At 44.7% G+C, this 12,761-nt stretch carries 12 protein-coding genes; 6 read left to right on the top strand and 6 right to left on the bottom strand.

What is annotated here, in order from left to right; genetic code table 11:
• Positions 1 to 149: 149 nt before the first annotated feature.
• Complete coding sequence (locus QUA83_RS16265) at positions 150 to 593, top strand: DUF4332 domain-containing protein (RefSeq protein ID WP_333294271.1); 444 nt, start codon at positions 150 to 152, stop codon at positions 591 to 593.
• 127 nt (positions 594 to 720) lie between these two features.
• Positions 721 to 1,071 carry a Spx/MgsR family RNA polymerase-binding regulatory protein gene (locus QUA83_RS16260; RefSeq protein ID WP_333294269.1) on the top strand — a complete coding sequence of 117 codons (351 nt, stop codon included), beginning with the start codon at positions 721 to 723 and terminating at the stop codon, positions 1,069 to 1,071.
• A gap of 11 nt (positions 1,072 to 1,082) precedes the next feature.
• Here the strand turns inward: QUA83_RS16260 and QUA83_RS16255 are convergent, their stop codons facing one another.
• From QUA83_RS16255 to QUA83_RS16245, 3 genes are all read right to left on the bottom strand, one after another.
• On the bottom strand, positions 1,083 to 1,499 hold the full coding sequence (locus tag QUA83_RS16255; RefSeq protein ID WP_333294266.1) for a GNAT family N-acetyltransferase: 417 nt from the start codon (positions 1,497 to 1,499) through the stop codon (positions 1,083 to 1,085).
• Between the two features lie 105 nt (positions 1,500 to 1,604).
• On the bottom strand, positions 1,605 to 2,204 hold the full coding sequence (locus QUA83_RS16250; protein ID WP_333294264.1) for a Uma2 family endonuclease: 600 nt from the start codon (positions 2,202 to 2,204) through the stop codon (positions 1,605 to 1,607).
• A 271-nt stretch (positions 2,205 to 2,475) separates the two neighbouring features.
• On the bottom strand, positions 2,476 to 4,047 hold the full coding sequence (locus tag QUA83_RS16245; protein WP_333294263.1) for an NAD(P)H-quinone oxidoreductase subunit N: 1,572 nt from the start codon (positions 4,045 to 4,047) through the stop codon (positions 2,476 to 2,478).
• A 223-nt stretch (positions 4,048 to 4,270) separates the two neighbouring features.
• Here QUA83_RS16245 and QUA83_RS16240 point away from each other — a divergent pair, with 223 nt between their 5' ends.
• From QUA83_RS16240 to QUA83_RS16225, 4 genes are all read left to right on the top strand, one after another.
• A complete protein-coding gene (locus QUA83_RS16240; protein ID WP_333294262.1) occupies positions 4,271 to 5,140 on the top strand; it encodes a phosphotransferase in 870 nt (289 codons plus the stop codon).
• Between the two features lie 102 nt (positions 5,141 to 5,242).
• Positions 5,243 to 5,332, top strand: coding sequence for a GrpB family protein (locus QUA83_RS16235; protein ID WP_333294334.1), 90 nt, complete (start codon positions 5,243 to 5,245; stop codon positions 5,330 to 5,332).
• Positions 5,333 to 5,346: 14 nt separating this feature from the next.
• The gene (locus QUA83_RS16230; RefSeq protein WP_333294259.1) at positions 5,347 to 6,183 is read left to right on the top strand and encodes a class I SAM-dependent methyltransferase; all 837 of its coding nucleotides are present in this window, start codon (positions 5,347 to 5,349) and stop codon (positions 6,181 to 6,183) included.
• Positions 6,167 to 7,039 (top strand): hypothetical protein, encoded by an 873-nt coding sequence (locus QUA83_RS16225; RefSeq protein ID WP_333294258.1) that lies wholly within the window; start codon positions 6,167 to 6,169, stop codon positions 7,037 to 7,039. The genes QUA83_RS16230 and QUA83_RS16225 overlap by 17 nt, the downstream gene beginning before the upstream one ends.
• A 665-nt stretch (positions 7,040 to 7,704) precedes the next feature.
• Here the strand turns inward: QUA83_RS16225 and QUA83_RS16220 are convergent.
• The 3 genes from QUA83_RS16220 to QUA83_RS16210 all read right to left on the bottom strand — a co-directional run.
• The gene (locus tag QUA83_RS16220; protein WP_333294256.1) at positions 7,705 to 8,718 is read right to left on the bottom strand and encodes a poly(ethylene terephthalate) hydrolase family protein; all 1,014 of its coding nucleotides are present in this window, start codon (positions 8,716 to 8,718) and stop codon (positions 7,705 to 7,707) included.
• A gap of 259 nt (positions 8,719 to 8,977) precedes the next feature.
• Complete coding sequence (locus QUA83_RS16215) at positions 8,978 to 10,363, bottom strand: response regulator (RefSeq protein ID WP_333294255.1); 1,386 nt, start codon at positions 10,361 to 10,363, stop codon at positions 8,978 to 8,980.
• The coding region (locus tag QUA83_RS16210) for a PAS domain S-box protein (RefSeq protein ID WP_333294253.1) at positions 10,360 to 12,761 on the bottom strand (2,402 nt) is incomplete at its 5' end. The genes QUA83_RS16210 and QUA83_RS16215, both read right to left, overlap by 4 nt.

Here is a 12,761-nt window from a genome sequence, read left to right as displayed (position 1 = left end):
GGGGTGGCAATTAGCAGAAAAGTCACAACACCTGCAATTAGTCAAATTCCTGGGTCTGGTTTTTGTTGATGGGGTGACGTGAGCGAGATCCTCTATTGACTGTTTGATAATTTAGACTTTAAAGTATAAGTAAAATTCACTGAAAAAACATGAAAATTTCTCATAAATCTCCTCAAACTTCTGTGCAACTACGCGATTGGCCGATCGCACATTTACCGGGATTGAGCAAGGAAAACCAATCTCAACTGGAAGAGTGCAGCATCACCACAACCGGACAACTAATTCGCCTGACGAAAACGCAGGCGGCGAAAGTGTTGTTAGCCAATCAATTACAGATTAACATTCAATATGTTAATAAATGGGTAGCGATGGCAAATTTGGCTCGAATTCCCAGTGTAGGGTGTCAGTATTGCGGGCTGTTACTGCACGCCGGCGTTGCTTCTCCGGCTCAATTGGCTCAAATGCCCGTGGAGAGATTGCACCAACAAGTTTTAAGGCTGCACGTAGCGACAATGCAGCGCAATGACTTGACTCCTTCAGTCGATCGCGTGCAAAAATGGGTTCAACAAGCTAGATTAGTCAGTAGTCATTAGTCAGTAGTCATTAGTCAGTAGTCATTAGTCAGTAGTCAGTTGTTATTACCCAACAGTCAACAGTCCTTAGTCAGTTGTCAGTTGTTAGTTGTTATTAGCAAACAGTCAACAGTCAACAATCATTATTATGTCAATTCAAGTTTACGGAATCCCGAACTGCGGAACCTGCAAAAAAGCTTTCCAGTGGCTCAAAGATAGCGATGTTAATTACGAGTTCATTAACACCAAAGAACAGCCACCAACTCGCGAAACAATTCAAAGCTGGGTAGCTGCTTTGGGTTTTCAACCCATGCGAAATACTTCCGGTCAATCTTACCGCGCTTTGGGCGAGGACAAGAATAATTGGACTAGCGAAGAGTGGGTAGAGGCTTTTGCTAAGGATGCGATGCTGCTAAAACGTCCTCTTTTCGTTAAAGATGAAACGGCTGTTTTAGTAGGTTTCAAAGAAGACGTAATTCGAGAAAAATTGGGGATTTAAAATGGCTGAGTTCAGCCTGTTGTGCGCCGCAAAAACTTTAGTTCGCCCACCTCATCCGAAAAACCCCAACGCTCGTAAAACGGCATCATGTTCGGCAAACAATTAAGATAAAAATGCTCGACAGCTTGCAGTTCGGGATGAGTTAAAACTGCATCCATCAACTTCGCACCCAGTCCCATCTTTCTGTGTGTCGGCTTGATGATGACATCAAAAATCATCGCTCTGTATACGAAATCGGTAATGACGCGGGTAATGCCAATTAGTCGATCGCTCTCATCGACAAAACCAATGATAACATCAGTAGCCGCCAACATTTTCACAACATCCTCCCGCCTCCGCTTGTCGCTCCAAAACTCGTTTGTGTACAAATCCATCAAGTCCGAAACCTGGCTTTCGGTCAAAGTTTCGACAATGCGGTAGTTATCCATATCTTCCCTCATAAAAATTAGAAGACTAAAGTCCTCACCACCAACCAAATTATTATTGTTTTACTGTTACCAAGCTAGACATTGCATCACCCCATAGCATTAATTTTATTCTTCTACTTCCGTCTCCTGGCTTTCAAATACAACCAGCTCATAAATATCGAGCATCGACATTTGCACTTCCACTGAAGCGAAGGAAACTATTGCTGATTCTCCCTCATATTCCCGAAACAACCATTCATTTGAGTCGGTTTTAATATATTGTGCGACTAAAAACTCAGATTGATTGACTAACACATATTCACGGAATTCAGGGATCGAGCGATAAAACCGAAACTTATCCTCCCGATCGAAATCCTTGGTAGACTTAGAAAGCACTTCCACAATCAGCACAGGATTGAGTATTTCATCTTTCCGTCCCTCTGTGCAAACTAATTCTCCTTCAACTACCATCACATCTGGATAAGTCCCGCGTCGATACCGAGGAATCCACAACCGCAAATCGCTCATAAAGGGTCTGGCATTCTTTCCCCGCAAAGCAGATTTTAAGAACGCATAAATATTACCGATTATCTGGCTGTGATTAATACTACCACCACTCATTTTTACAATTTCTCCATCGCGGTATTCATTTCTAAACTCAGCATTTTCCTCTAACTCCCGATACTCATCTGGAGTATAAAACTTTTCCTTAGTTTGTACTAACATTGTTGCCTCTGTACTAACTTTTATCTGCATTAATCTGCCTACATCTGCGATTAAAAATCATAATTAATATCATGTCCGGTCGATCGACCATAATATCCCGGCCGGGCGGGTTTTTGAGATTGTCAATTATTGGCAGATATTGGCAGGTTTACCCGCCCCTACCTGATTTCGGGTAATCGACCGGACATGATATAACAGTATATCACAACAAAAAAGAAACGCCCAACTGCAAAGAGTCAGGCGTTTTCCACTATTTCAAAACCAGGAAAAATTAATCCCGGCGAGACACCAAATTCGAGTCAATTTTCGCGCCCACAACAGGTTGCACCTGACTCAATGCCGACTGCAACATGGGAGTTTTGGTAATAGCATCATTAGCCAAATTAAACAAAGGGTTCGACAAAATTCCCGCCAATGTTGTCGCAACCAAGGTGAGTACAACACTGACTTGCAAAGGCCGCATTCCCTGAAGGTTCCAGCGAACTTCGGGATAATTTTTTACCGCCTCTGACATTTCTTGAGGTTCTTTTACTACCATCATCTTGACAACGCGGATGTAGTAGTAAATCGAAACTACGCTGGTAATTAATCCCAGAATAACTAAGCCGTAAAGTCCTGCTTGCCAGCCAGCCCAGAACAGATAGATTTTGCCGAAAAATCCAGCCAGGGGCGGAATTCCACCGAGAGAAAGCAGGCAAATACTTAAGGCTAAAGTTAACAGCGGGTCTTTTTGGTACAAACCTGAGTATTCGCTAATTTGGTCGGTTCCAGTCCGCAGCGAGAACAGGATGATGCAGGCGAAAGCACCCAAGTTCATAAACAGGTAAACCAACATATAAAATATCATGCTGGAGTAACCGGCTTCTGTTCCTGCAATCAAACCTAGCATTACAAAACCGGCTTGGGCGATCGACGAATAAGCTAAAAGCCGCTTCATGCTAGTCTGGGCGAGGGCAACCACATTTCCCAACACCATGCTGAGAATGGCTAAGGCCGTGAACACGAAGTGCCACTGTTCGATAAGTGCGGGGAAAGCAGTTGTTAACAACCGGATTGCTAGGGCAAAACCTGCTGCTTTGGAACCGACAGAAAGAAAGGCAACAACGGGTGTAGGAGAACCTTCATAAACGTCTGGAGTCCACTGGTGGAAGGGAACTGCAGAGATTTTGAAGGCGATTCCGGCGATCGCAAAAACCAAAGCAATCACCAAACCGAGAGATTGACCTTCATTCACAGTAGAAAGGTTAGCCGCGATCGCACTTAACTTAGTTTCGCCGCCCGACAACCCGTACAGCAGCGAAATTCCGTAGAGAAACACCGCCGAAGAAGAAGCCCCAATTAACAAATATTTCAAAGCAGCTTCATTGGAACGCGGGTCGCGTTTTGTGTAACCCGTCAGCAAATAAGACGAGATACTCAGAGTTTCCAACGAAATAAAAATCATCACCAATTCATCAGCGCCGCTGAGGAACATTCCCCCCAAAGTAGCGGTGAGTAAAATGCCGATGAATTCCGCTAAAGCAGTACCAGTTTGCAGTACATAGCGGACGGATATCAAAATAGTGACAGCCGCAGTCAAAGCGATAATGCCACGAAACACTAAACTCAAGGCATCGCTGTTAAAACCGCCTAGAAACGAGATGGTATCAACGTTATCCCACTGCAAACACAAGGCAGCGACGGCGGCTAGCAAACCCGCAACGGCAACGTAGGGAGTCCAACCCGAGGAACTGCGGCCTACGATTAAATCGCCGACGAGAACCACCAAGAGGGTGAGGATGACAATTCCCTCTGGCAAGATAGTTCCAGCATTTAGCTGGGCAGCAAGAGTAGCAAAATCCATATTTTCAGGCAGGTTGGGTAATACAGACCGAAAAGCCTGTGATGGACACAGAACTTGTAAAAATTCTTTACCAAACAAAGATTGTATCGCGGAAGCTCCCTCATGCTCTCTGCCTTGCGAGTGTGAGCTTTTGTATTACAGTATAATACAAAGAAGTAGGTTCGCAGTTGCGCGTTGACTCGTCGGCTGGGGCCAACTGCGAACCAGTTTTAATGTGCCGCTTATGCCATCCACAGAATTCGATCGCCCCGCACTTACAGCCCGCGCCGTCGCAGCATCGGTGTCTGTTGCCTCAGCAGCCGGCATTCGGGTAAACGACCCCCACGTGCTTGCTGACGCCTATTCCGTGCGAGTTCACCTGAAACCTGCACCCATTGTGGCTCGGATCGCTACCCTAACCCCCGTAGTGCGATCGCCCGTTGAGTCTTGGTTGACCCGCGAACTCTCTGTCGCCGCCTTTCTGGCTGCCAAAGGCGCTCCTGTAGTCCCTCCCAGCGATTTTTTACCCCCCGTACCCCACCATTGCGACGGTTTGGCGATGAGCTTCTGGCGCTACTTTGAACCAATCTCTGATGCTTTGCCCGATGGGGCGACAGTCGGACGAATGCAAGCTGAACTGCACGCGGTTCTGCGCGATTACCCGGGCGATTTGCCGCTGCTGGCGCCGCCCCTCAACGATATTCCGCGCGGGATCGAAAGGCTCGAACAGCTTGGCAATATTCTGTCGGAAAGTGACCTGACGCTGCTGCAAACAACTTACGATCGCCTGCTGAGGCAGTTAAGCAATTCAGTCAGCGTGTTGCAGCCGCTACACGGGGATGCCCATGCCTTAAATTTAATTCCAACTGCCAAAGGATTGCTGTGGAACGATTTTGAGGACACTTGCACCGGTTCGATCGCCTGGGACTTGATTAACCTCGACGACGAGGGGATAGCCGCTTATCCGAATGCGCCCGACTTTGCCACCCTGGAACCGTACCGTAAAATGCGATACCTACACGCGATCGTTTGGGTATACGCGATCTCACCCGAGTTACCCGACTGGATCGCATCTGCTAAAACCATGCTCGATAACTTGCACATTAAGTCTTAATCATCTTGATTGTGGAACAGGCTAGGGAAGCCTGTTCCTGAATATGCTGCCACTTTAAAAACCCCGATTCAAATTGAGTTTTGGTAAAAACTATTTCGCTATATCGGTAGCACAGGGATTCCGACCATTTATGCAAAACCGATTATTGATTTCTTAATTGAGGTCAAAGATTTTGCTAAAGTAGAAAGTTAAACCAGTAATTCGGCATGACTGACTCGCTAAGTGCCTACAAACGGCAGATTCTCAATGACTTCAACAACCGGCCCGACTACGAGAATGAATTTCACAAACAGGCTGCAACTCGGTTAGTAGAATTGGCAAAAGTGCGATCGGGCCAGCAAGTTCTAGATATCGCCACCGGAACAGGTTTAGCGGCGATTGCGGCCGCCGAGGCTGTTGGTTCTGCAGGCAGTGTTTTGGGAACTGACTTTGCTTCGGGAATGTTGCGGCAAGCTCAGCAAAAAATTGCCGATTTAGGATTGACAAATATCGAGTTTGAGGAAGCAGACGCAGATGAGCAACAATTTCAGGAAAGCCAATTTGATGCAATTTTGTGTTCATCTGCGATCGTCTATCTGACAGATATTCCAAAAGCCCTCCGTCAATGGCACAATGCTCTGAAAGCAGGCGGAGTTGTCGCCTTTTCCTGTCTTGCAGAAAGCTCTCCAACTTCGTCTGTATTGTTTCGGGAAGTGGTGCAAAGATACGGCATTACCATTCCGAATCCCAACGAGTTACTTGGAACGCATGAGAAGTGTTACCAAATGCTTCACTCAATTGGCTTTGAGGAGATTAAAATTACGAATGAGCAATTCGGCTTCTACTTGCAAGATCCAGAAGCTAGCTGGAATGGCAACGCAAAAAGCGCATTTGGACTTCAGGAAGTGCAATGGTCACAGCAGCAAGTGGAACAGTGCAAACAGGATTATTTTGCCGAATTGAATACAGTTTCAAGTGAACAAGGCTTTTGGAACGATGTCACAATGTTTTTTGTAATTGCTTACAAATCTCATCCACAAAGTTTGTGTGAAATATCAAGCTAAGCCAAGAGGAAAAATTATGCCTGTAAGTAAACCGATCGTAGATAGTATTTGCGTCGAGGCTTCATTTATTGGTAATCTTGGTGATGTTGAATACAGAGGCGTGCATACAGCAACCAGGGAAGTAATTTTCCACAAGCGTCCCATGTCAAATGGCACAAAGGAACTCGCAGAATTTTTAGCAATTGTTCATGCCCTAGCTCATCTCAACAATCAAGGCAAGCACATACCTATTTATTCCGCTTCTGAAACAGCCATTATGTGGGTTAGAAGCAAGAATGTGTGGACAGAGTTGGAACGAAGTGAAAATAACGAAGAAATATTTAACTTAATGGAAAGGGCATTAAGTTGGTTAAAAAATACATATTATACCAATGCTGTCTTGAAGTGGGATACTTCATCTTGGGGCGAAATTCCTGCTCATTTCGGTCGGGAAACCCAGTTAATAAATCAGTGCCAACAGACAGATAAACAACTGGAAACACTTGAAAGCAGCGTTAATTTAAAAGTGCCGAGAAGCATTGAGCAACGAATTAAAATAGTTATTTCTGGAAAAACTTATCCAGTCAAGGAGCAGTTGAATCAAGCTGGACTGAGTTGGAATGGTAAGGCATGGATAGGAGCTTTGCCACTGGATAAGATTGAGAACTTGAAAAAGTTATGCCGTCACTATGACCTCCAGTATACGATTAAAGGAGATGGATTCAAAGAGTCCAGACTTGCCAGAGGTGCTCGCCCCCTCCCAAGTTCCAAGGTTGCGGCAGTCATGGGAGAAGGAAAGTTTCAATGGGAAATTGAAGAGACTTTGGATATTGAAGGTTTGCGGCATCGGCAACGCAATTCCAAGGATCGAAGTTAGAAAATGTGAAATTAGTTCAATATTGCCTCGATCGCAGAGTGCGATCATCAGCAACCCCGCTGCTGCTACACGAATATGATTCTCGCTTATCCAGCAAGGTAGCTAGCCTAGAGTTTCGCGCCGTCAGTGCTACTAGGCTCGACTTTTGCCAATGCTTCGTTTAGCTAAGCAGACGGGAATCCCCACACTATACCGATCGAAGGTTCGCGCGTGGATGACTCGTCGGGTGAGACTCCTGATTCCACCCGTTCCTAATCTCCTAAGCATAGCTTTGAGCAGTGGACGGGCTGCAAAGAAGCCCACATCTTATGCTCTACTCAGCTTGATGTGTGGAGTATGTCACCCCTCTGTTTTCGCCTGCTTTTCGGCACGGCTTCCTATCAATATTTGCTCCAGCAACGGATAGAGCGGGCAAAGCACTTGTTAAAACAAAAAGAGCGATCGAAACAGGCTTTATTTGCAGCAAATACGTCACTGTTGGCTGGCAGCCCTTACCCAAATCTATAAGCTATAGCTGTTCTCAAAGCTGATAACGCAGAGCGTAAATGTCGTTAAACGTTGGTTAACCCATCGTTGTCTCCGTTCCCCAGTGAAGTGATGCCGAATAATAAAAATGTAGGCACACTATCTATTAGCCTTAATCTATCTTACGTTTTTTTAGGTAGCTACTTAGAAGATGGTTTGGGGACTGCAACGGTGGTAACACTGACATTCGGATCGAGGGCGTCACCTTGAGAGTAAATATAATCAAATGCCGATCGATCTTTAAGCATATGTGCCCGCAAAAATAGCGCGATCCAACGGGCGATAGTTTCAATACCCACGGCGCGCTCTAAAGTAGCAGTATTGCGATCGGGGTTCGCACCAGGGGGGTTATTAACATCGGTAATGCCGAAGTGATTTGCACCCATAACAGTAATCAAAGCTTTGGGTGGTGTTTGAATTTGCTCAAAGGTGCTTTGAGCTCGATCGGGCAGGGCGACACCATCGATAGATCCTTGAATCAACGCCACTGCAATGCCATCATTAGCGATGGGTACAAATTCATTAGCAATGGGATTCCGCAGGTTAGCTCCAAAAAATGCACCCGCTAATAATTCTTTCGGGCGCGTAAATGGCTCTTGACACAAATACAATTCTGGGAGACATTTATTAGCAATCACTGATAACCCCACTGCACCACCAAAAGAATGACCCAATAAACCCAGGCGCTGCGTATCGATAACAGACGCGATCGGAGATGTGGGCTTTGTGTTTTCGATCGCCATTTGCGACAAAACCGCCGCAATTTGCGAAGTTTCCGACGCCAAATTAGGCGGTAAACTGGGATTGAACGGCGAAGGGCGCAAATGGTTCGGAACGACTACCACAAAGCCGTACCGCGCCACGCGGCTAGCGTAATCTGAATAAAATGATTTATCTACAAGCGCACCTTGCAATAAAAGTACAATGGGGAAAGAGTAATTACCCGAATTAAGATCGGATGGTTTAGGATAATAAATGTCAGCTAAATCGTTATTACCAGATATCGTCGTACTGTAAAAGCTAGTTTCTTTAAATGGCGCTGCATAATCGATTGTTGTGGCAAAGACTTTGCCCCCAAGGACAACAAACGCAGCAATTGCACAAACAATTGCTAGGGTTTTTGCTGAAAAAAAATCAGGGTTTAAATTCATCATTATTTTGGGTGTGATAGTGCGTGCATAAGCTACTAAAAAAAAGCAAGTCGGCAACCCTTGGTAATTTAACGAGCGTTACCGAAAAACGTTTCCGACTCTGTGACAAAGAGTAGGGGCAGGTTCACCAACAATACCTGCCAATAATTGACAATCTCAAAAACCCGCCCCGACCGGGATCTTCTGATTAATCGATCGGACCTGATATGACTCATAAATAAACACGATTACCGATTTGACACCCTTTTTGACTACTTGGATTTTAGTGGGGCTTATCACCAACACAATCTTCTTTAGAAAAACGTTTTTTAGAGTGGTGAATCGGAATTTCGATGGCTAATGTCGCCCCTTGAGCCGGTATCGAAAAACAACGCAGTTGCCCCCCGTGGTTGTCCACTACAATAGTATAGCTAATCGATAACCCCAAACCCTTTCCTGTTCCCACTTGCTTCGTTGTAAAAAATGGCTCAAATATGCGTTGTTGAATATCTTCGGTTATGCCGGGCCCATTATCAGTAATATAAATACCCACTTGAAAGTCGGAGAGTAACTTCGTGCAAATAGTAATAGTAGGAATTGGGCTGCTATCATCTAGATCATTTGCCCAACATTTTTGGGATTGCAACGCCTCAATCGCATTAGTCAGAATATTCATAAAAACCTGATTAATTTGCCCTGCGTAGCATTCTATCTTTGGCAGAACCTCATACTCTTTTACCACTTTAATTATCGTTTGATCTGCTTCATCTTTCAGCCGATGGTGCAAAATCATCAGCGTACTCTCAAGTCCTTCATGGATATCCACCGCTTTCAACTGAGATTCATCGAGTCTGGAAAAATTCCGTAGCGAGTGCACTATTTCTCCGATTCGGTCAGCTCCTATGCTCATAGAAGCAATTAACTTCGGCAAGTCATTTCTGAGAAAAGTGAGATCCATCGCCTCCAGTTGTTCCTGGATAGCTGGTGTGGGATTGGGGAAATCTTCTGCGTAGAGTTGCACCAGTCTCAGCAAATCTTCAGTGTACTCCTTTATGGGGGAAAGGTTCCCTTTAATGAAGCTAATCGGATTGTTAATTTCGTGAGCTACCCCTGCTACGACATTCCCTAAACTTGACATTTTCTCGCTTTGGATGAGTTGAGCTTGTGCATTTTGTAACTGTTGTAGAGCCAGCTCTAGTTGTTGGGATTTCTTCCGCTCTTTAGCCTCAGACTCCTGCAATCGCGCATTTTGCTCGTGCAATTTTTTTTGCAAACGTTGAATAGTTAGTTGATTTTCGACACGAGCTAAAACTTCTTCTAAATGAAATGGCTTGGTGATGTAGTCTACTCCTCCCACAGCAAATGCTTTGACTTTATCCAACACTTGATCTAAGGCGCTCAAGAAAATAACTGGAATACCCGAAGTTCTGCCATCCGCTTTTAGGTGTTGGCAAACTTCGTAGCCATTCATCTGGGGCATCGTGATGTCGAGCAAAATCAAATCTGGCGGGGTGGAACGCGCTGCTTTTAATGCCATTTCCCCGTTTATTACGCCCCGAACTTTATATCCTTTGTCGCTCAACATAGTCGATAAAAGACGCAGGTTGTCGGGGGTATCGTCAACCACTAAAAGATTGGCAACATGAGATTCTAATTGCTGGCTATTCATGGGATAATTTTTTCTGTTAAGGCAGTAATTTTATCAAATCGAAAATTATGAATCCAATCAGTGAGAATCTCCGCAGAAGAAGTATCGGATTCAGGAATTGTGGCGACTAAACTTAAAATCAGGCAGGCATCAGCATCGATAGCTCCATGATGTAACTGTCTCACCCAATCCATAGGCATTGTCGCCAAAGTTGTCCTTAAAATTTCAGTTTTTTCCCCTTCTTTTACACTCAAGTCTTGACCCTCAAGCTGAGATAATGTAAAGTTCGGTAAATCTTCATAAATATACTGTACCCCTAAATGTTCAGCCATTTTGGCAAAAATAACTTCTTCTTGGAAAGGCTTGCTCACAAAATCGTCACAGCCTGATGATAAAACAATGGCTCGCTCTTCCTCAAAAGCGCTAGCGGTCAACGCAACAATCGGGGTAGCCTCATCTTGAATCTTGGCTTTAATTTGTCTGGTGGCCTCATACCCGTCTATCACAGGCATTTGCATATCCATCCAAATTAGGTGAGGTTTCCAAGTTTCCCAGATTCTAATAGCTTCTTGACCATTTACTGCCTCGCGCACCTCCAAGCCAAGCGGTTCGAGAAGATTAACCAATAGCAAACGGCTCTCCCATTTATCATCAACCACCAAGATGCGATATGAGGGTTGGTTGGGTTCTAAACCAATTACCCGCTTTCTTGATTGTCGAGGTTGAACTTCAGCCATCTCCGGGGAGCTAGTTTGGATATCAAAACTAAAAATTGTTCCTCGATTCAAGGTACTGCTGACGGTAATGTCTCCTCCCATCAGTTGTACGAATTGTCGGCTGATGGGTAAACCCAAGCCTGTTCCTTCTTGAGATTTCCGACCTGCGTCAGTTTGCACAAAAGCCTTAAATAGAGAATCTAGCTCAGTAGGAGCAATGCCGTAACCAGTGTCTTCCACTTCAAACGTAATAGTCCGTGGTTCGTTGTCTGTTGGGGACTTTTGTTTCGCACTAATTGCTGCAACCCGAAGTGTTACACTTCCCTTCGTAGTAAACTTTATCGCATTTCCTAGCAGATTAATCAAGACTTGACGCAATTTACTTTCGTCAGTTTTTACATACTGCGGAATGTTAGAATTGATGTGCCAACTGAGCTGTAAACCTTTAGAATCAGCTTTAATTTTGAGCATTTCTTCGAGAGAATGGAGCAAATGATACAGGTCAAAGCTAGTAGGATTTAAGGTAATCCGACCTGCCTCGATTTTAGACATTTCCAGCACGTCATTAATCAGCGTCAGCAAATGCTCGCCAGAACGGCTAATGATGCCGATTTGTCCCTGCTGTATATTAGAAAGGGATGAGTCGCGCGCCAGCACTTGGGTAAAGCCGAGAATTGCATTGAGGGGAGTTCGCAATTCGTGACTCATTTTTGATAAAAATTCGCTTTTAGCCTTGTTAGCCGCATCTGCAACTTCTTTGGCTTGTTGTAAGGCTGCCTCTGCTTTTTTACTTTCCGTAATATCGCTTGCTGTGCCAGTTATTCCTAGAATATTGCCCTCGGAATCCCACACTACAATTGAATTAAACCGGAGATTGATAGGTCTGCTGTCTTTAGCTAATTGTATAGTTTCATACTGAAAAACGGACTCTCCGTTCAGGATACGTTGGAATATCTCGTGATCTTTGGGAAGTTGTTCAGGTGGCTTGAACTCAGTGAATTTTCGTCCTATCATTTCTTCAGGGCAGTAGCCAAAAATATGTTTGACAGCAGCGTTGACGAAGGTATAACGCCCTTCAGCATCAACTGACCAAATCATATCCTGCGATGTTTCAACTAAGTCACGGTATTTAGCCTCGCTTTCTTTGAGCGCTTCTTCTACCCTTTGACGCTCGGTAATGTCGTTAGTGACTAACAGAATACACGCTTCTCCACCCAGCTCAATAATATCTGCTGATACCAGCATCTTCCTCACCTCGCCTGATGAAGTACGACAATCAAATTCCTGATTGCGAACCACTCCTGATTCTTGCAATAGTTGTCTGTATCTGTCACATTCTTCTAAATTAACCCAAAAATTCAACTCAATTGCTGTAAAACCAATTACCTGTTCGCGAGAGTAACTAAAAGTGCTGAGAAAACTGTCGTTCACTTCGATGTAGCGTCCATCTGCAAATCGGGCGATCGCGATCGGGTTAGGACTGGAACGAAAGGCTTTAGAAAACTTTTCCTCAGACTTGCCCAAGGCTCTTTCTGTCTGCATCCTAACAGCGATTTCCTGTTGCAATTCTTGCGTTCTTTCTATAACCTTACATTCCAGCGTTCGCGAGTATTCCCCTAATTGATCGTAAAGTTGAGCATTCTCAATAGAAATAGCAATTTGGGCAGATAAAAGTTTTAACAACTCAAGGCGATCAGTAGTAA

This window comes from Microcoleus sp. K1-B1 (genome assembly GCF_036704705.1).
Taxonomy (GTDB): domain Bacteria; phylum Cyanobacteriota; class Cyanobacteriia; order Cyanobacteriales; family Microcoleaceae; genus Microcoleus.
This window is presented reverse-complemented; position numbering and strand designations above follow the sequence as displayed.